This is a genomic window from uncultured Nocardioides sp. (assembly GCF_947489365.1).
Taxonomy (GTDB): domain Bacteria; phylum Actinomycetota; class Actinomycetes; order Propionibacteriales; family Nocardioidaceae; genus Nocardioides.
In genome coordinates, this window is the sequence record NZ_CANLDB010000001.1 from 930,233 (window position 1) to 949,205 (window position 18,973).

General features: G+C 73.3%; 17 protein-coding genes. 9 read left to right on the forward strand and 8 right to left on the reverse strand.

The annotated features are described in order from the left end of the window. Window positions 1–232: 232 nt before the first annotated feature. Entirely contained in the window at window positions 233–730 is a 498-nt protein-coding gene (locus Q0858_RS04480; RefSeq protein ID WP_299051478.1) for a DUF427 domain-containing protein, read from the reverse strand. Window positions 731–809: 79 nt separating this feature from the next. Between Q0858_RS04480 and Q0858_RS04485 the strand changes: the two genes are divergently transcribed. Next, complete coding sequence (locus Q0858_RS04485) at window positions 810–1,100, forward strand: hypothetical protein (protein ID WP_299051479.1); 291 nt, start codon at window positions 810–812, stop codon at window positions 1,098–1,100. 13 nt (window positions 1,101–1,113) lie between these two features. Beyond that, the gene (locus Q0858_RS04490) at window positions 1,114–1,641 is read left to right on the forward strand and encodes a ferritin (protein ID WP_299051480.1); all 528 of its coding nucleotides are present in this window, start codon (window positions 1,114–1,116) and stop codon (window positions 1,639–1,641) included. Between the two features lie 30 nt (window positions 1,642–1,671). Here Q0858_RS04490 and Q0858_RS04495 read toward each other — a convergent pair whose 3' ends face one another. The 3 genes from Q0858_RS04495 to nucS all read right to left on the reverse strand — a co-directional run bounded on the left by Q0858_RS04495 (window position 1,672) and on the right by nucS (window position 6,244). After that, window positions 1,672–4,890 carry a DEAD/DEAH box helicase gene (locus Q0858_RS04495; protein ID WP_299051481.1) on the reverse strand — a complete coding sequence of 1,073 codons (3,219 nt, stop codon included), beginning with the start codon at window positions 4,888–4,890 and terminating at the stop codon, window positions 1,672–1,674. Window positions 4,891–4,959: 69 nt separating this feature from the next. Then, window positions 4,960–5,544: a DUF952 domain-containing protein gene (locus Q0858_RS04500; RefSeq protein ID WP_299051482.1), complete on the reverse strand. Its 585-nt coding sequence runs from the start codon at window positions 5,542–5,544 to the stop codon at window positions 4,960–4,962. 13 nt (window positions 5,545–5,557) lie between these two features. Continuing rightward, a complete protein-coding gene (gene nucS / locus Q0858_RS04505) occupies window positions 5,558–6,244 on the reverse strand; it encodes an endonuclease NucS (protein WP_299051483.1) in 687 nt (228 codons plus the stop codon). 27 nt (window positions 6,245–6,271) lie between these two features. Between nucS and Q0858_RS04510 the strand changes: the two genes are divergently transcribed. Both Q0858_RS04510 and Q0858_RS04515 read left to right on the forward strand, forming a co-directional pair. Next, the gene (locus Q0858_RS04510; RefSeq protein WP_299051484.1) at window positions 6,272–7,084 is read left to right on the forward strand and encodes an alpha/beta fold hydrolase; all 813 of its coding nucleotides are present in this window, start codon (window positions 6,272–6,274) and stop codon (window positions 7,082–7,084) included. 76 nt (window positions 7,085–7,160) lie between these two features. Next, entirely contained in the window at window positions 7,161–8,960 is a 1,800-nt protein-coding gene (locus Q0858_RS04515; protein WP_299051485.1) for a 3-hydroxyacyl-CoA dehydrogenase family protein, read from the forward strand. A 6-nt stretch (window positions 8,961–8,966) separates the two neighbouring features. Here Q0858_RS04515 and Q0858_RS04520 read toward each other — a convergent pair whose 3' ends face one another. Both Q0858_RS04520 and Q0858_RS04525 read right to left on the reverse strand, forming a co-directional pair. Continuing rightward, entirely contained in the window at window positions 8,967–9,782 is an 816-nt protein-coding gene (locus tag Q0858_RS04520) for an endo alpha-1,4 polygalactosaminidase (protein ID WP_299051486.1), read from the reverse strand. A gap of 33 nt (window positions 9,783–9,815) precedes the next feature. Beyond that, complete coding sequence (locus tag Q0858_RS04525) at window positions 9,816–10,358, reverse strand: CGNR zinc finger domain-containing protein (protein ID WP_299051487.1); 543 nt, start codon at window positions 10,356–10,358, stop codon at window positions 9,816–9,818. 39 nt (window positions 10,359–10,397) lie between these two features. Here Q0858_RS04525 and Q0858_RS04530 point away from each other — a divergent pair, with 39 nt between their 5' ends. After that, window positions 10,398–11,378, forward strand: coding sequence for a DMT family transporter (locus Q0858_RS04530; protein WP_299051488.1), 981 nt, complete (start codon window positions 10,398–10,400; stop codon window positions 11,376–11,378). Then, window positions 11,375–12,130, forward strand: coding sequence for a class I SAM-dependent methyltransferase (locus Q0858_RS04535; RefSeq protein WP_299051489.1), 756 nt, complete (start codon window positions 11,375–11,377; stop codon window positions 12,128–12,130). Before Q0858_RS04530 ends, Q0858_RS04535 begins: the two co-directional genes overlap by 4 nt. 19 nt (window positions 12,131–12,149) lie before the next feature. Here the strand turns inward: Q0858_RS04535 and Q0858_RS04540 are convergent, their stop codons facing one another. Together Q0858_RS04540 and ccrA are read right to left on the reverse strand one after the other, a co-directional pair. Then, window positions 12,150–13,487: a hypothetical protein gene (locus Q0858_RS04540; protein ID WP_299051490.1), complete on the reverse strand. Its 1,338-nt coding sequence runs from the start codon at window positions 13,485–13,487 to the stop codon at window positions 12,150–12,152. A 151-nt stretch (window positions 13,488–13,638) separates the two neighbouring features. Next, window positions 13,639–14,979: a crotonyl-CoA carboxylase/reductase gene (ccrA, locus tag Q0858_RS04545; protein WP_299051492.1), complete on the reverse strand. Its 1,341-nt coding sequence runs from the start codon at window positions 14,977–14,979 to the stop codon at window positions 13,639–13,641. A gap of 197 nt (window positions 14,980–15,176) precedes the next feature. On the opposite strand from ccrA, the gene Q0858_RS04550 reads away from it, so the two are divergent. From Q0858_RS04550 to Q0858_RS04560, 3 genes are read left to right on the forward strand one after another with little or no spacing between them, the layout of a single operon-like run. Continuing rightward, on the forward strand, window positions 15,177–16,904 hold the full coding sequence (locus tag Q0858_RS04550; protein ID WP_299051494.1) for an alpha/beta fold hydrolase: 1,728 nt from the start codon (window positions 15,177–15,179) through the stop codon (window positions 16,902–16,904). Window positions 16,905–16,914: 10 nt separating this feature from the next. Then, window positions 16,915–17,760, forward strand: coding sequence for an alpha/beta fold hydrolase (locus tag Q0858_RS04555; protein WP_299051496.1), 846 nt, complete (start codon window positions 16,915–16,917; stop codon window positions 17,758–17,760). After that, window positions 17,757–18,956: an acyl-CoA dehydrogenase family protein gene (locus tag Q0858_RS04560; protein ID WP_299051498.1), complete on the forward strand. Its 1,200-nt coding sequence runs from the start codon at window positions 17,757–17,759 to the stop codon at window positions 18,954–18,956. The genes Q0858_RS04555 and Q0858_RS04560 overlap by 4 nt, the downstream gene beginning before the upstream one ends. Window positions 18,957–18,973 lie beyond the last annotated feature (17 nt).

Below are 18,973 nucleotides of genomic sequence, written 5' to 3' on the forward strand. Positions count from 1 at the left end.
GAGGCCGTCGCCCGGTGGAGGCCGTCGCCCGGTGGAGGCCGTCTCCCGGCTCACCGGGTCTCGACCCGCAGTCGCGACCTCGTTCCTCGGTCGCGCGCTCGCTCGGCCCCTGAGGCCGCCTCTCGCCTCACCGGGTCTCGACCCGCGTACGCGCCTTCGCAAGCTCAGGCGCGCGCTCGCTCGACCTTCGTGCGCTGGGATCCGCGCTCGTCCCTCGCGCGGTTCCCCGCACTCACCAGCCCCAGGACCCGGGGATGCCCTTGAACGGGCCGGCGACCTTCGAGGTGATCCAGCCGCCGTAGAAGCCGCCCTCCTGGGGCCGGACGAGCTCGCCGTCGACGTAGCAGGCCTCGACCGCCAGCGGCGTCACCGCCCAGTAGCCGAGGAGCTCGGTGAAGTCGGACGTGGGGGAGGGGTAGGTCCAGGCGGCCCGCTCGGCGCGCACGCCACCGCCCACCAGGTCGGCGTACGCCGCCTCGCCCTTCCACTCGCAGAACGACGACCCGGCCACCGGCACCAGCGCACCGTCGGCGAAGGCCTCGGTGGGCAGGTAGTACGTGGGGGGGTGGGAGGTCTCGAGGACCTTGAACGTCCGGGTCGACTCCGCGACGGTGACGCCGCCGACGACCACGCTCACCGACTCCTTGCTGGCGACCAGCGCGGGGGGACGGGGGTAGTCCCACACCGACTCCTGGCCGGGTCCGGGCTTCTCGGGCTGAGGTCTGCGCATGCCCCCAGTGAACCCGGTGTCCCTGACCGGGACCAAGGACACAGGTAAGGCTTGCCTCAATCGCTGCTACGGTGTGGTCATGGGCAAGAAGTCGTCCCCCGGGCTGCCGAAGACGAAGTGCTGCGTGTCGAAGGACAAGTGCGGCCGCTGCCCGCTGCGGATGCTCAAGGAGGGCACGCTGCCCGAGGCGTACGCCGTCAAGAAGCGTCGCCTCGTCCACGCCGACTCGATGGAGCCCGTCCGCAAGGACGACCTCAAGAAGTCCCGGAAGGTCGAGGTCGTGAGCGCCGGCAAGGCGACGAAGGCCGCCAAGGCGAAGGCGTCCAAGAAGGCCGGACGCAAGGGCTCGCGTCTGCCCGCCGCCGCCTGACAGGCTGCGCCCCATGACGGCCACCCGCTTCGCCAGCCAGCTCAACGAGCAGATCGGTCACGAGCTCGCGGCCCACAACCAGTACCTCGCGTGCGCCGTGCACTACGACGCCCTGACGATGCCGCGCATGGCGGCGTTCTTCTACGCCCAGGCGCTCGAGGAGCGCGACCACGCGATGATGATGGTCCGCTTCCTGATCGACACCGACGCCGAGGTCGCGATCCCCGCCCTGTCCGCGCCGCAGTCGACCTTCGCCGACGTCGTGGAGCCGGTCGCCCTGGCCCTCGACCAGGAGCGCCGCGTGACCGCCCAGATCAACGCGCTGGTCGCCACGGCCCGCGAGGAGCTCGACTTCGCGGCCGAGCAGTTCATGCAGTGGTTCGTGAAGGAGCAGGTGGAGGAGGTCGCGACGGTCTCCGACCTGCTCGCGGTCGTCCGCCGCAACGCCGACGACGTCGACGACATCGAGGACTGGGTCGCCCGGGAGGCCGCCGGCGGTGGCGGGGAGGACCCCGGCGCCCCGCCCGTCGCCGGCGCCTGACCGGCCCCCCGACTCGCGACCGTCCCGGCGTCAGTCGAACAGCGCGCGGACGTCGTCCGCGGTGATCAGTCCGCCCGCGGCGCCGCCACCGTCGACCACGTCGGCGAAGAGCGCCGCCTTGCGTGCCTTCAGGGCCATGACCTTCTCCTCGATGGTGTCGGCGGAGACCAGCCGGTAGACCATCACCGTGCTGCGCTGGCCGATGCGGTGGGCGCGGTCGACGGCCTGCGCCTCGGCGGCCGGGTTCCACCACGGGTCGAGGACGTAGACGTAGTCGGCCTCCGTCAGGGTCAGGCCCACGCCGCCCGCCTTGAGGCTGATGAGGAAGACCGGGGCGTCCCCGTTCCGGAAGCCCTCGATGACGGCGGCGCGGTCGGTGGTGGCCCCGTCGAGGTAGGCGTGGTCGAGGCCGGCCTCGGCCAGACGGTCGCGGGCGCGACCCAGGAAGCCGGTGAACGAGCTGAACACGAGCACCCGGTGACCCTCGGCGGCCACCTCGGTGACGTGCTCGACCAGCAGGTCCAGCTTCGCCGAGCCGATGTCGTCGTGGTCGGCGTGGACCAGCCCGGGGTCGAGCGCGAGCTGCCGCAGCCGGGTGAGGGCGGCGAGGACCGCCACCTGGTTCTCGTCGAAGTCCTCGAGGAGGCCCAGGATGCGCTGCTGCTCGCGGGCGTGGCGGGCGTCGTACAGCTCGCGGTGCCGGGGTGAGAGCCGGACCGACAGCTCCTGCTCCTGCTTCGCCGGCAGGTCCTTCGCGACGAGCTGCTTGGTGCGGCGCAGCATGAACGGGCGCACCCGCTGCTGGAAGCGGGCGAGCGCGCGCTCGTCGCCCTCCCGCTCGACCGGTTGCGCGACCGCGCGGGAGAAGCCCGCCAGGGTCGGGTACAGGCCCGGGGCGACGATCGCCAGCAGCGACCAGAGCTCGCGCAGCCGATTCTCGAACGGCGTGCCGGTCACCGCGAGCGCGAACGGCGCCCGCAACCGGCGCACGGCCTTGTGGGCCAGCGACTTGTGGTTCTTGACCTGCTGCGCCTCGTCGAGGACGACGCCCGCCCAGTCGACGTCGGCGTACTGGTCCTGCTCGAGCCGCAGCAGCGTGTAGCTGGTCACCACGACGTCGGCGCCGGCGGCGACGTCGGCGACCGTCACCCCGCGCCGGGCCTGGGTCGCGGTCACGGTGGCCACCCGCAGGCCGGGCGTGTGGCGGGCGGCCTCGGAGGCCCAGGCACCGACCACGCTGGTCGGGGTGAGGACCAGGAACGGGGCGGACTCGCCCCGGCTGCGTGCGTGGGCGATGAGGGTGAGCACCTGCAGGGTCTTGCCGAGGCCCATGTCGTCGGCCAGCACGCCGCCGAGGCGGTGTCGCCACAGGAAGGCGAGCCAGGCGAACCCCTCGCGCTGGTAGGAGCGCAGCTCGGTCACGACGCCGACGGGCTCCGGCCGCTCGATGTCCGTCAGGTCGCGCAGGCTGCGCGCCCGCTCGACCCACTCCGACGCCCGGGCGTCGACGCGGCCCACGTCTGCGAGCGCCGCCAGCGTGCCGACGTCGTCGCGGGCCACCCGCAGGCGGGTCGGGTCGTCGTCGGCCTGCGCCCGACGGTCGCGCAGGGCGGCGGCGGCCGCGACGGTCTCCGCCAGCCGGGCGAGCTCGGGCCCGTCGATCCGCACGATGAGCCCGCTGGGCAGCACCATCACGTCGTGCCCGGCGGTCAGCGACGCCAGCAGCTGGGGGAGGGGGACCGGCTTGCCCTCCACCAGGACGACGACCTCGAGGTCCAGCCAGTCGGTGTGCTCGTCGACGCTCCCCGAGCCCGCACGCCGACCCGGGGCGGGCTCGGCGAGGTCGAAGGAGATCTCGGGGGCCTCCTCGGCGGGTCGCAGGTCGGGCCGGTCGACCTGCACGACGTCGAGGTCGTCCCGGGACTCCCAGTCGGGCAGCTCGAGCAGGGCCAGGGAGACGACGTCGGCGCCCGCCACGGTGCGGTCGACCGGGTCGAGCCCCTCGAGGTCCGCCAGGAGCATGCGCTCCGCGGCGCGGTCGCGCAGGCCGCCGAGGTCGTCGGAGGAGCCGAGCGGGACCGCGTGCGTCTCGCCGTCGGTGCTGTAGGTGACGGACCAGAGCACCTCGGCGGAGGCCGCGGTGCTCCACCGGACGGTCACCCGGAGCCGGGGCACGACGGCGTCCGGCAGCGCGACGGAGGCGTCCGTGGAGGTGAGGGGGAGCAGGCGGCCGAGCCGGCGCAGGTAGTCGGGCAGCTCGTCGACCTCGGACGCCGGGACCGTGAGCCGTCGCTCGCCCAGGACGGTCGCCACGTGCTCGGTGAGGGGCGCCGCCAGCGGGGCGAGGAGCAGCACGCCGTCGGTCGCGACGGCGACCGTGTGGGCGGGCGAGCCGGCCAGCGCGACCGCGGTCGAGGCCCGGGGCTCGCCGTCCAGGGTCACCCGCAGCCCGACCTGCACCGCGCCGGCGTCGGTCGCGACGAGGTCGACCTCGGCCACCGCCGGCTCGTCGAGGAGGCGCACCTCGGTGAGGGGCGGCTCGCCGTACAGCACCACCCCGGCCTCCCGGGCCTCGCGCAGGAGCCGCAGCACGTGGGGTCCGAACTCGCCGAGGGTCCGGTCGACCCCGGCGTAGAAGTACTGCGCGCCTAGGGCGTGGTGCAGGGCGAGCAGCGCTGCGAGCTGCTCGGGGTCGTGGCCCCGGCGCAGCGCCGCGGCCGGGACGTCCTTCCAGTCGAACCCCCGCTGGACCCATCCCCGCCTGCCCTGCTGCATCGGTCGCAGCCGCACGGTGGGTCGGCCGGTGCCCGTGGCACCCAGGAAGGAGGAGGCGAAGCGCAGGGCGGTGGCGACCGGTGCGGTCTCCGGCGGGGCCGCGGCACCCAGGCCGTCGAGCACCTGCTCGAGCTGGGTGCGCCAGGTGGGGCGGGGGACCGGCGAGGCCACGTCGGGGAACGCGAGGGCCAGCGCGAGCGCGGCGCCGTGCTTGCACTGGTGGCCGACCGGGCAGGTGCAGGAGGTCAGCAGGTCGACCTGGCGGCGGACGCCGACGTACGCCTCCAGGTCGACGCGGTACGGCGCCGGTGCCGTGCCCTGCACCCGGGCGCGGGCCACGACGTACGACCGGTCCTTCTCGAGCACCTCGACGGCGTGCACCGACCGCACCAGGCCACCGCGGGCGCGAACGAGCGAGCCGAGGTCGAAGTTCGCCCCCAGCACGTCGGGGTCGGCGAGGAGGTGGAGGTCCATGGTCCGGCCATCGTGGCACCCGGGACCGACATCCGGCGGCCGCCGTCCACAGGCCCCACGGGGCCCTGCTCAGGGGCCCCGGCGCTCCCGGCGGCGGTAGACCGCGACGGCCAGGACGGTGGCCACGACGAACACGACGACCGCGGCCAGCAGGCCGAACGGCTCGCCCGCGGCCTCCTGGACGACGGTCCCCGCCAGCGCCGAGAGGACCATGACGCCGAACGCGAGCACGACCCGGACGCCGATCTCGGCCATCAGCAGGCTGGAGAAGGACCGGCCGCCGGCGGGGTCGGCCCGCGGGGCCGTCGAAGGAGCCGTGGAAGGGGCCGTCGAGGGTGCCGGCAGCTCGGTGACCGCCACGACGGCGTCGACGGGGATCGCGCCGTACACGTGGGGGAAGCGCTCGGTCGACCCCGGCTCGCCCGGCTCCTCGACGACCGGGGCGTCGAGGAGGTCGGTGTCGATCGTGAGCAGGAGCAGCGGCTCGGTCACGTCGTCGTACACCGCGTCGCGGACCCGCTGCCACTGGTGGGCGTGGGAGCAGTGGACGAACCCGACCTCGGCGAGCGAGCGCCCGCGGGTGGAGCGGTCGTAGTAGCGGCCCGCGCGGGCGGCGTCCCAGTCGGGGCGCTCCGCGAGGTGGAAGATCCGCATCAGGGCCGCCGCATCAGAACAGGCGCGAGCCCGGGTCGTCGAGCCCGCGCAGCGCGTCGTAGTCGACGACGGCGCAGGCGATGCCGCGGTCGGTGGCCAGGACGCGGGCCTGGGGCTTGATCTCCTGCGCCGCGAAGATGCCGCGGACGGCTCCCTTGCGGGTGAGCGCCGGGTCGCGGTTGAGCAGCTCGAGGTAGCGCGTCAGCTGCTCGACCCCGTCGATCTCGCCGCGCCGCTTGATCTCCACGGCCACCGAGGTGCCCGCGGCGTCGCGGCACATGAGGTCGACCGGCCCGATCGCGGTCGGGAACTCGCGGCGCACCAGCGACAGGCCCTCCGCCAGCGTGGCCGGGTGCTCCGCCAGGAGCTCCTGGAGGTGCTTCTCGACGCCGTCCTTGACCAGGCCCGGGTCGACGCCGAGGTCGTAGCGGGAGTCGTGGACGACCTCGCTGATGAGGATGCGCAGGGTGTCGTCGGTCTTCGGGCTGGTGACGGTCCACTCGACCTCGCCGTCGTCCGTGGTGCCCTCGCGCAGGGTGCACGGTGGCGACATCCAGTTCAGGGGCTTGTAGGAGCCGCCGTCGGAGTGCACCAGCACCGATCCGTCGGCCTTGATCATCAGCACCCGGGTCGCCATCGGCAGGTGCGCCGTCAGCCGCCCCGCGTAGTCCACCTGGCACCGCGCCACGACGAGTCTCACGCCGGGCGAATCTACCCGCCTGCCAGGATGAGCCGCGTGGCCGACCTGCACACGACGACCCTGGGGGAGAGCGGGCCGTGGGTGGTGTTCTGCCACGGTCTCTTCGGCCAGGGCAAGAACTGGACGACGGCCGCCAAGACCCTGGCGGGCTCCCACCGGGTGCTCCTCGTCGACATGCCGAACCACGGACGCTCCGCCTGGACCGACCACCTCGACTACGTCGACATGGCCGACGCCGTCGCGGAGCTGCTCGACCCCGCCGAGCCGGCGGCCCTGGTGGGTCACTCGATGGGCGGCAAGGCGGCGATGCTGCTGGCCCTGCGGCACCCGGAGCTGGTCGAGCGCCTCTGCGTCGTCGACATGTCGCCGGTGACCTACGAGGAGGGCGGGCGCGAGGAGTTCGGGCGCTACATCCGCGCGATGCGCTCCCTCGACCTGGCCGCTCTCGAGACCCGCGCGCAGGCCGACGAGGCGATGAGCGAGGCGGCGCCGAGCCCGACCGTGCGGGGGTTCCTGCTGCAGAACCTGCGTCGCGACACCGCCGAGGGGGGAGCCTCCTGGCGCTGGCAGCCGAACCTCGAGCTGCTCGCCGAGGAGCTCGACGTGCTGGGCAGCTGGCCGGAGGACCGCGTGGCCGACGCCCCGCCGTACGACGGTCCGGTGCTGTGGGTGGCGGGCGCCGAGTCGCCGTACGTGCAGCCGGAGCACGCCGAGGCCATGGAGCGGCTGTTCCCGCGCGTGCGGAAGGTGACGGTCAAGAACGCCGGTCACTGGGTGCACTCCCAGCAGCCCGAGGTGTTCGCCGAGGTGCTCCGGCGCTTCGTGGACGCGCCGGCCTGATCGCCGCCCTCCCGGCGGGCCCGGGTGGCCGACGTCACAGGTCGGGACGTCCGTGCCCCGTGGCAGGATCGCGAGCATGACTGACAGCGCCACCGAGCCCGCCGCCCGCACCGACGTCGTCGGGGTGGTGGGCCTGGGCACGATGGGTGCCGGCATCGCCGAGGTGTTCGCCCGCCACGGCTACTCCGTGGTCGGGGTCGAGGTCGACGACGCCGCTGCTGACCGCGGCCAGGGCCACCTCGACCACTCCACGAGCCGGGCGGTCGCGCGCGGCAAGCTCTCCGAGGAGGACGCCGCCGCGCTGCTCGGGCGGGTGCGGATCACCACCGACCTGGCCGACCTGGCCGACGCCACGCTGGTCGTGGAGGCCATCGGGGAGTCCCTCGACCTCAAGCGACGGATCTTCAGCCGCCTCGACGAGATCGTCGGCCCCGACGCGGTGCTGGCGACCAACACCTCCTCGCTGTCGGTCACGGAGATCTCCGCGGCGACCTCCCACCCGGGCCGGGTCGTCGGCATGCACTTCTTCAACCCGGCCCCGGTGCAGAAGTTCGTCGAGGTCGTGCGCACCGTCGTCACCGACCCGCGGGTGCTCGACGAGGTCACCGGCATGGTCGAGAAGCTCGGCAAGAGCCCGGTCGTCTGCGGCGACCGCGCCGGCTTCATCGCCAACACGCTGCTGTTCGGCTACCTCAACCACGCGGCGTCCATGTTCGAGAGCCGCTACGCCACCCGCGAGGACATCGACGCCGCCATGCGCTTCGGCTGCGGCTACCCGATGGGCCCGCTGGCGCTGCTCGACCTGATCGGTCTGGACACGGCGTACGAGATCCTCGAGACGATGTACCGCCAGGGCCGCGACCGGCTCCACGCGCCCACGCCGCTGCTCAAGCAGATGGTCTCCGCGGGCCTGCTGGGCCGCAAGACGGGCCGGGGCTTCTACACCTACGAGGGCCCCGACAGCCCCGTCGTCGTGGACGACGAGCGCACGCCGTCCGCCGCGGACGCGGCCGAGCTGCGGCGTCCGGTCCGGACCGTCGGCGTGGTCGGCACCGGGACCATGGCCTCCGGCATCGTCGAGGTCTTCGCCAAGGGCGGGTACGACGTCCTGTACGTCGGCCGCTCGGCCGACAAGGTCGACGGCGTGGCCGCCCGCGTGGCGAAGTCGCTCGACAAGGCCGTCCAGCGCGGCAAGCTCGAGGAGTCCGCCCGCGACGAGGTGCTCGGTCGGCTCACCGGCACGACCTCGCTCGACGACCTGTCGTCGGTGGACCTGGTGGTCGAGGCCATCGCCGAGGACCTGAAGATCAAGACCACCCTCTTCGAGAACCTCGACGAGATCTGCCGCGACGGCGCGATCCTCGCCACGACCACCTCGTCGCTGCCGGTCATCGAGCTCGCGAAGGTGACCTCCCGCCCCGGTGACGTCGTCGGCATGCACTTCTTCAACCCGGCGCCGGTCATGAAGCTGGTGGAGGTCGTCTCGACCGTCGCCACCGCCGACGACGTCGCGGAGACCACCCGGGCCCTGTGCGGCGCGGTCGGCAAGACCGCGGTGTCCTGCGGCGACCGGGCGGGCTTCATCGTCAACGCGCTGCTGTTCCCCTACCTCAACGACGCGGTGAAGATGCTCGAGGGCCACTACGCGACGGCCGACGACATCGACACCGCCATGAAGCTGGGCTGCGCCCTGCCGATGGGGCCGTTCGAGCTGCTCGACGTGGTCGGCAACGACGTCTCGCTGGCCATTCAGCGCGAGCTCTACCTGGAGTTCCGCGAGCCCGGGTTCGCCCCGGCGCCGCTGCTGGAGCACCTGGTCACGGCCGGCTACCTCGGCCGCAAGACCGGGCGCGGGTTCCGCGACCACAGCCGCTGAGCCCGGTCAGGGGCAGAAGCGGCGGACGCCCCTCGGGCTGACCGCGAGGTCGCGGCGCACCAGCGCGATCCGGCCGTCCCACTCGCGGCAGGCCGTGCGGAAGGCCGGGTCGCGGTACTCCACCGCGAGCACCCGGGCGCCGTACACGCGGCGGTAGGCGCCGCACTCGTCGTACTGGCCGCACTCCTCGGCGACGGCGAAGTCGAGGCCGAAGCGCTTCCCGTTCCACCCCGCGCGGTTCTTCTGGGCGATGGCGAGGCCGCTGCCGTGGGCGCGCTCCGCCAGGAGACGGACGAAGGCGTTGGTCTGCTGCTGGCTGATCAGGCCCTTGCTGCGCAGGTAGGAGTCGAGGTTGTCGGGCTCGACGGCGTCGTAGCCGGCCTCGGCGCAGCCGCTCATCCAGCCGCCGACGATGCGCGCCAGCCGTTGGCGCTTCGCCGGGGTGCGGATGTCCAGCAGCCACTCGCCCCACCCGGAGTCGACGACCGCACGACCGTTCTTCTTCAGGACGAGGCCCCACCGCTTCTTCCAGAACTGCTTCTCGTTCGGCTGGGTCTGGAAGGCGTTGACGTAGCAGACGTCGTAGACGCCGTCGCGGCCCACCGGCGGAGCCTCGCGGTCCCGGATGACGACGTCGACGCTCCCGGGCACCGTCCGGGTGCCACCGATCTGGTAGTCCCACCGGTCGGCCGCGGGTGGCAGCGCGTAGTCGCCGGCGCCGCGCCCGGCCGTGGCCGCGGGGTCCGCGGTGGCGGTGGTGGCCGGCAGGGGGACGCCGACCACCGCGAGGACGAGGGCGAGGAGCAGCAGGCGAGGACGCACACCGGGATTCTGCCCGACGGCGCTCACCGGCGGTCAGGACCGAGTGGTGCGTCGGCGGGCGCGGTACGCCGCCGCGGCCTCGCGGTTCGTGCAGGTCGTGGAGCAGAAGCGGCGCGAGCGGTTGCGGGACAGGTCGAGGACGACGCCCTCGCAGCCGTCGGCGTCGCAGGAGGAGATGCGGCTGAGCTCGTCGACGCGGACGACGTCCATCATCGCCATGGCGGTCTCCACGACGATCCGGTCGGGCAGCGGGGCGTCGTCGTCGATGGCGTGCAGGTGCCAGTCCCAGCCGTCGTGGCGGGCGAGGCGCGGCACGGCCCCCGCGTCGGCGAGCATCCGGTTCACCATCCCCGCGGCCGTGTCGCGGTCGGCCGTCAGCAGCGTGCGCAGCGTGGGGCGCAGCGCCCGCACCGCCTCGAGCTCGGCGACGTCGCCGTCGTGGCGGCCGGTGTAGCCGTACTCCTCCCACACGGCGTCGAGGTCGGCGACCGACGTCAGCGTGTCCGGCTCCTCGGCGCTGTTGACCAGGGCGGTGGCGGCCTGCAGCGACATCACGGTGTCATGAGTGAAGTCCACGTTGACACCTTACGACATCCGGTCCTAGGGTCAGGAGCCATGAGCACGATGACTCCTGACGTCCGGTCGAGCGGTGTGGCGGGGGGCCTCGCGTTCGCGCTGGTCTCGGCGACCGCCTTCGGTCTCGCCGGACCCCTGGCCCGCGGCCTGCTGGACGAGGGATGGACCGCCGGCGCCGCCGTCCTGGTGCGGGTCGGCGTCGCCGCCCTCGTCCTCGCCGTACCGGTCGTCGTCGTGCTCCGCGGCCGCTGGGGGCTGCTGCGCAGCAACGTCCGCGTCGTCACCCTGTACGGCGTCGCCGCGGTCGCCGGCATCCAGCTCGCGTTCTTCTACGCCGTCACCTACCTGGACGTCGGCGTCGCGCTGCTGATCGAGTACACCGCCCCTGTCGCGGTCGTGCTCTGGATGTGGCTGCGCCACGCCCAGCGCCCCGGCCGGCTGACCCTCGTCGGGGCCGTCGTCGCCGCGGTCGGGCTCGTCCTGGTGCTCGACGTGGTCTCGGGGGCCTCCCTCGACGTCGTCGGCGTGGCCTGGGCGCTGGCCGCGATGCTCGGACTGGCCGTCTACTTCGTCGTCTCGGCCGACGCCGACAACGGACTGCCGCCGATCGTCCTCGCGGAGGGCGGGCTGGTGGTCGGCACCGTCGTCCTCGGGCTCGCCGGGCTCGTCGGCCTCGTGCCGATGGCCGCCTCGACCGCGCCCGCGTCGTACGCCGGGTTCGAGCTGCCGTGGTGGGTCGCCGCACTGGGTCTGGGTGTCGTCTGCGCGGCGCTCGCCTACGCGACGGGCGTCGCCGCCGGGCGCAGGCTCGGCTCGCGCCTGGCGTCCTTCGTCGGGCTCAGCGAGGTCCTCGCCGCCCTGGTCTTCTCGGTGCTGCTCCTCGCCGAGCTGCCCGGACCGCTCCAGCTCGCGGGCGGCGTCCTGGTGCTCGCGGGCGTGCTGCTGGTGCGCGCCGGGGAGCCGGCCGCCGAGCAGGTCCTTCCCGCGGTCCCGCCCGTGGTGGAGGATGCCCGTCGATGACTCGCGAGTGGGACGCCTCGACGTACGACGCCCTGCCCCTGCCGCACGAGGCCTGGGGCGCCGGCGTCCTGGACCGTCTCGACCTGCCGGGTGACGGCGCGGGTCTGCGGGTCCTGGACGCCGGCTGCGGGACGGGCCGCGACGCCGCCGCTCTCCGCGACCGGTGGCCCGGGGCGGAGCTCGTGCTGCTGGACGGCTCCGAGCGGATGCTCGAGCGCGCCCGGGAGCGGTTGGGCGACTCCGCGACGTACGTCCACGCGGACCTGACCCGGCCGCTGCCCGACACCGTGGGCACCGTCGACGCCGTCATGAGCGTCGCGGCCTTCCACTGGGTCGGTGACCACCGGGCCCTGTTCGCGCACCTCGCCGCCGTCCTGCGCCCCGGCGGCCGACTGGTCGCCGAGTGCGGTGGTGCGGGCAACCTCGACGCGATGGACTCCGCCCTGCGGACGGCGCAGCGGGCCTTCGGGATCGACGAGGACCCGGGGGAGTGGTGCTTCGCCGGGGTCGACGACACCCGCGCGGAGCTGGTGTCGGCCGATCTGGTCGTCGACGACGTCCGGCTCCGGCAGCACCCGATCCGCCTGGCGGAGCCCGACCTGCTGCGCCGCTACCTCGCGACCGTGGTGCTCGGCGGCTACGCCGAGCCGCTGGCGGACCGCTTCGACGCCTTCGTCGACGCGGTCGCGGAGGCCATGACCGAGCCGGTCGTGGACTACGTCCGGCTCGAGCTGGAGGCCACGGCGCCCTGAGGGGCGCCGTGGCCGGTCCTCACTTCTTGCGGGGCCCCTTGGCCGGCGCCGCCTGCGGGCTGGCCTGGGTCGCCTCCGGGTCCGGGGTCGTGGGGGCCGCGGCCGCGTCGTCGGGCTCGTCGTCGCCGAACCCGGCCACGACGTCGCGCAGGGCGCCCAGCTGCACGGCGATGGCCTCGCGGCGCTTGATCATCCGCTCGACCTGGGACCGCACGGCGGCGAGCTCGCGCTCGGACTCCTTCGTGCGGTTGTCGGTGATCGCCTCCGCCTGGGTGCGCGCCGAGGACACGACCTGCTCGGCCTCGCGGCGGGCCCGGGAGAGGATCGCCTCGGACTCCGTCTGGGCCTGCTGGCGGTGGGCGGTCGCCTGGGCGATCGCGTCGCGGGCGCGGGCCTCGGCGGCCGTGGCGCGCTCCTCGGCCTCGGTGACGAGGCGCTTGGTCTCGGCGGTCGCCGACTCGTGGTGGTCGGAGGCCTCGCGGGCCAGCCGCTCCTTCTCCACGGCCAGGGCGCGCCGGGCCTCCTGGGCCTCGCGGTCCGCGGCGGCCCGGACCTTCTCGGCCGCGCGGGTCGCGGACGTGCGGACCTCGTTGGCCTCCTGGTCGGCGGCCAGCCGGAGCTGGTCGGCTTCGCGCTGGGCGGAGGCGCGCACGTCCTCCCCCTCGGACCGGGCCAGGGCGCGCTCGGTCTCGGCGTCGGCGAGCACCCGGCTGCGGGTCTCGTCGAGGTCCTTCAGCTGGACCAGGCGCATGTCGTCGGCGTCCCGGGCGGCCTCGGCGCGGATGGCCTTGGCGTCGCGCTCGGCCTGCTCGCGGATCTCGGCCGCCTCGCGCTCGGCGGCGCGCCGGACGTCGCCGGACTCCTCCTCGGCGAGGCGCAGCATCGCCGACGCGCGGCCGCCGAGACCGGCGTACGACGGGTTCTGGTTCTCCGCCAGCTCGGCCTCGAGCTGGGTGATCCGGGCCTCGAGGTCGCCGTGGCGGCGCTCGGCCTCGGCGAGGTCGGTCGCCAGGGCGGCGCGGTCGCCGGCCATCTCGCGCACCTTCGCGTCGACCGCGTCGGCGTCGTAGCCGCCGCGGCGGACCCGCGGGAAGCTCGGCGGCAGGGTCGGACCCGGCCGGGTGGCCGGACGGGGTGCCGGGCGCGGCGGCGCCTGCTGCGGCGCCCGCGAGGGCGGGGCCGAGGAGGCCTGCTGGGTCCCCGTCGTGGGCGTCGGGGTCGTGTCCGGGCCTCCCTTGCCGGCGCCCACCGTGGGGATGGCCTGCGTGGCGCGGTCGTCCTGGGTCGTGCCGGCGCCCTCGGTGGAGGACGGCGCGTCCGCGTCGTCGTCGAAGATGGACAGGCCGCGGTCGCTCATGCAGGCGCCCTCCTGGCTCGCGAGGTGGTCGTGGAGAAGACCCCAGTCTGTCGGATCGGAGGGCGAGAACCCACCCCGCACGGGTGTGGTGCGCGCCCCGTCCGAGCAGATCCCGCGCCCCGTCCGGGAAGGTGGCGCGGGACCCGGGTGATCAGACCCCTCGGAACCGGTTGATCGCGTCCAGGTGGGTCGCGCGGAGCTCGTGGTCGTGCACCCCGAGACCCTCCTCGGGCGCCAGGCAGAGCACGCCGACCTTGCCCTGGTGCTTGTTGTGGTGGACGTCGAGCGTGGCCTGCCCGACCTCGTCCAGGGTGTAGGTCCGGGACAGCGTCGGGTGGATCTTGCCCTTCGCGATGAGGCGGTTCGCCTCCCACGACTCGCGGTAGTTCGCGAAGTGCGAGGAGATGATGCGCTTGAGGTTCATCCACAGGTAGCGGTTGTCGTACTCGTGCATGTAGCCGCTGGTCGAGGCGCAGGTGGTGATCGTGCCGCCCTTGCGGGTCACGAACACCGAGGCGCCGAAGGTCTCGCGACCCGGGTGCTCGAAGACGATGTCGATGTCCTCGCCGCCGGTGAGCTCGCGGATGCGCTTGCCGAAGCGACGCCACTCCTTCGGGTCCTGCTCGGTGTTCTCGTCGTTCCAGAACCGGTAGTCCTCGGCGGAGCGGTTGATGATGAGCTCGGCGCCCATCGAGCGGGCGATGTCGGCCTTCTCCTCGCTGGAGACCACGCAGATCGGGGTCGCGCCGCCGTTGAGCGCGTACTGCGTGGCGAAGCCGCCCAGGCCGCCCGAGGCGCCCCAGATCAGGACGTTGTCGCCCTGCTTCATGTCGCCGCCGTTCTTCGACACCAGCTGGCGGTACGCCGTGCAGTTGACGAGGCCGGGGGAGGCGGCCTCCTCCCAGGTGAGGTGCTGCGGCTTCGGCATCAGCTGGTTGGCCTTGACCAGCGCGACGTCGGCGAGGCCGCCGAAGTTCGTCTCGAAGCCCCAGATGCGCTGCTCCGGGTCGAGCATCGTGTCGTTGTGGCCGTCGGGGCCCTCGAGCTCGACCGACAGGCAGTGGGCCACGACCTCCTGGCCGGGCTTCCAGGTGTGCACGCCGGGGCCCGTGCGCAGCACGACGCCGGCCAGGTCGGAGCCGACCACGTGGTACGGCAGGTCGTGGCGCTTCGCCAGCGGCGACAGCCGTCCGTAGCGCTCGAGGAAGCCGAAGGTGGAGACGGGCTCGAAGATCGAGGTCCAGACGGTGTTGTAGTTGATGGCGCTGGCCATGACGGCCACCAGCGCCTCGCCCGGGCCGAGCTCGGGCATCGCGACCTCGTCGACGTGCAGGGACCGGCGGGGGTCCTTCTCCTTGGCGGAGAGGCCCTCGAACATGTCCACCTCGTCCTTGGCGACGTACGCCGCGCGGTAGGACTCGGGCAGGGCGAGGGCTGCGAAGTCCTCCGACGAGGTGTCTGGGGCCGAGATGGCGTCGAGGATGTGCTGCACGGGGAGCTCCTGGGTGTCTCGCGGTCCGGGGTGCACGCAACGTACCGACGAGTAACCGGCCGCGGGCCACTCCGTGTCCTACGTCACGGCCGACCCGGGCTTCGCCGGCCCACCGTCGGCGCCTGCGGCGGCCCGCCCCGTCCACCGGGCAGGACAGGCTGTGTCGCCAGTCACAGCGGACCGCCTACTGTCAGCACATGAGCCAGACCGACTCGGGCCCCGCCGAGCAGACCGAGGTGAGCGGCGAGCTCGCCACCCCGCTCGACATGCTCCTCGCCGACGCCTCCTCCAGCCTCCCCCGCCGCTTCGTGCCCGGCATGTCCGGGATCCGCTTCGCCGCGGGCCTGGCCCGCCACCCCCGCCGTGTCGTCGGGCGCACCGCCGGCCTGGCCGGTGAGCTCGTCAAGGTCGGGCTGGGCCGCTCCGAGCTGGCCCCCGACGAGAAGGACCGTCGCTTCGGCGACGACGCCTGGGCGAAGAACCCGCTGTTCCGGCGGGCGCTGCAGACCTACCTCGCCACCGGGCACGCAGCCCGGGGGCTCGTGGACGACGCCGAGCTGAGCTGGGGCGACGACCACCGCATCCGCTTCATCGTCGACAACATCGTCGAGGCCGCGTCGCCCAGCAACCACCCGCTGACGAACCCGAAGGTCCTCAAGCGGACCCTCGACACCGGTGGCGGCAACCTGCTGGAGGGCGGCCGGCGCTTCGTGCGGGACTTCGCCACCGCGCCCCGCGTGCCGTCGATGGTCGAGCCCGACGCCTTCGAGGTCGGCGCCGACATGGCGGTCACGCCGGGCGCCGTCGTCCTGCGCACCGAGCAGTTCGAGCTGATCCAGTACACGCCGCAGACCGACAAGGTCCACGAGATCCCGATGTTGATCGTGCCGCCGACGATCAACAAGTACTACGTGATCGACCTCGCCCCGGAGCGCTCCCTGGTCGAGCACCTCGTCCGCTCCGGCAAGACGGTCTTCTGCATCTCGTGGCGCAACCCCGACGTCCGGCACGCCCAGTGGGACCTCGACACGTACGGCGCCGCGATCCTCGAGGCCATGGACGCCGCCCAGGCGATCTCGCGGCAGTCGAGCACCTCGATCTTCGGCATCTGCTCCGGCGGGATGATCGCTTCGATGGTGCTGGCGCACCTCGCGGCGGTCGGCGAGCTCGACCGCGTGGCGTCGTACACGCTGGCGGTGACGGTGCTCGACCAGGCGCGGGCCGGCGTGACCAGCGCACTGATGTCGCACAAGGCGGCCGCCGCGTCGACCCGGGCGTCCGCGGAGAAGGGCTACCTCGACGGCCGGACGCTGGCCGAGGTGTTCGCCTGGCTGCGACCCAACGACCTGATCTGGAACTACTGGGTCAACAACTACCTGATGGGTCACGCGCCCAAGGCGTTCGACATCCTCTACTGGAACGCCGACCCGGTGCGGATGTCGGCGGGCATGCACCGCGACTTCATGGACCTCGCGCTGCGCAACGCGCTGGTCGAGCCGAAGGCCGCGACCATGCTCGGCTCGCCGGTCGACCTGTCGACGATCACCACCGACTCCTACGTCGTCGCGGGCATCGCCGACCACCTGTGCCAGTGGCAGTCCTGCTACCAGGCCACCCAGCTGTTCGGCGGCGACACGCGGTTCGTGCTCTCGACGAGCGGCCACATCGCCGCGATGGTGAACCCGCCCGGCAACCCGAAGGCCAACTTCCGGGCCTCCCCGGAGCGCGACGGTCACCCCGTGAACCCGGAGTCGCCCGAGGACTGGCTGGCCAGCGCCAACCGGGTCCAGGGCAGCTGGTGGGAGGACTGGTCGGAGTGGCTGTCCACCCGGTCCGGCGGGGAGCGGGGCAAGCCGCGGAAGCTCGGCAACGCCGACCACGAGCCGGTCGCGGAGGCGCCGGGCACCTATGTCCACGACCGCTGAGGCGCGGGTCGTGGACACCGCGAGGTCCGGGGCGGCTCCCGACCGCGTCCGTCAGGTCTCGGTCCGCGGCCTGACGGCCCGCGTCTCGGTCCGTCCCGCCACCGGACCCCTGACCGACGCCCCGCCGCTCCTGCTGTGCAACGGCATCGGCATCAGCCTCGAGGCGCTGCAGCCGCTGGTGGACCACCTCTCCCCGCACCGCGGGGTGGTCCGCTTCGACGTGCCCGGCATCGGGGGCTCCCAGCTGCCGCCGACGCCGTACCCGATCGCGGCGCTCAGCTCGTGGGTCACCGCGCTGATGAAGAAGCTCGGCCACCGCAGCTTCGACGTCTTCGGGCTGTCGTGGGGCGGTGGGCTGGCCCAGCAGCTCGCGCTGCAGTCGCCGCGGAAGGTCCGGCGGGTGGTGCTCGCCGCCACCGGCACCGGCGTCCTCATGGTCCCGGCGCGGCCGGAGGTCCTGAAGATCATGTCGACGCCGCGTCGTCACCGGGACCCGGCGTACGCCCGCGAGGTGGCGTCCACGATCTACGGCGGGTCGATGCGGACGAACCCGGCGCAGGGCGCCGCACTCCTGCACGCGACCACCCGGTCCGGACCCAAGCGCGGCTACTACTACCAGCTCGCGGCCATGACGGGCTGGAGCAGCCTGCCGTTCCTGCCCTTCGTGCGTCAGCCGACGCTGGTCATGGGCGGGGACGACGACCCGATCATCCCCGTCATCAACCCCCGGATGCAGGCCGCGCTCATCCCCGGCGCCCGCTTGCACGTCTACTCCGGGGGGCACCTGGACCTGTTGGTCCAGGCGGCCAAGAACGTCCCCGTCATCGAGCAGTTCCTGAGCGAGGAGAACCCATGACCGCCGGCGGTGCCATCGAGGTGGACGAGTCCCCGTTCTCCGACTTCCTGGGGTTCGAGCTGCTCCTGGCCGAGGAGGACCGTGAGCTGCTGAGCCGGGTGCGGGCCTTCATGACCCGCGAGGTCGAGCCGGTCATCAACGACTTCTGGACCCGGGCCGAGTTCCCCCACGAGCTGGTCCCCGGCATCGCGGAGCTCGGCATCGCCGGGCTCGCGTACGACGGCCCCGGCTGCCCGGCCCGCGGCGCGCTGGTCGACGGGCTCGTCGCCATGGAGCTCGCGCGCGTCGACCCGTCCATCGGCACCTTCATGGGTGTCCACGGCGGCCTCGCGATGGGCTCGATCATGCTCGGCGGCTCCGACGAGCAGCGCGAGCGCTGGCTGCCCGCCATGGCGCGGATGGAGCTGATCGGCGCCTTCGGGCTGACCGAGCCCGAGGTCGGCTCGGCCATCAGCCAGGGCTTGGCCACCACCGCGACCCGTGACGGCGACGGCTGGGTGCTCAACGGCCGCAAGAAGTGGATCGGCAACGCCGCGTTCGCCGACCTCGTCGTCATCTGGGCCCGCGACACCGACGACGGCCAGGTCAAGGGCTTCGTGGTCGAGAAGGGCAGCGAGGGGATCGAGTTCACCAAGCAGGAGGACAAGATCGCGCTGCGCGTGGTGCAGAACGCCGAGATCACCATGACCGACTGCTACGTGCCCGAGTCGAACCGCCTGGGTCGCGCCGAGTCGTTCCGGACGACGTCCGACGTGCTCCGGGTGACCCGGATGGGCGTCGCGTGGCAGGCCGCCGGCTGCGCCCGCGGTGCTTTCGAGCACGCGCTGCGCTACACCAAGCAGCGCGAGCAGTTCGGCCGCCCGATCGCCGGCTTCCAGCTCGTCCAGGACCTACTGGTGAAGATGCTGTCCAACGTCACCGCGTCGACCGCGATGAACGCCCGCGCCTCCCAGCTGCAGGACGCGGGCCAGCTCCGTGACGAGCACGCCTCGCTCTGCAAGGCCCACGCCACCGCCCGCATGCGCGAGGCCGTCGGGTGGGCCCGTGAGGTCCTCGGCGGCAACGGCATCCTGCTGGAGCACCACGTCGGCCGCTTCGTCGCCGACGCCGAGGCCATCTACTCCTACGAGGGCACCCGCGAGATCAACACCCTCATCGTCGGTCGGGCGATCACGGGGGAGTCGGCCTTCGTGTGACCCGACCCTCCGCCGTC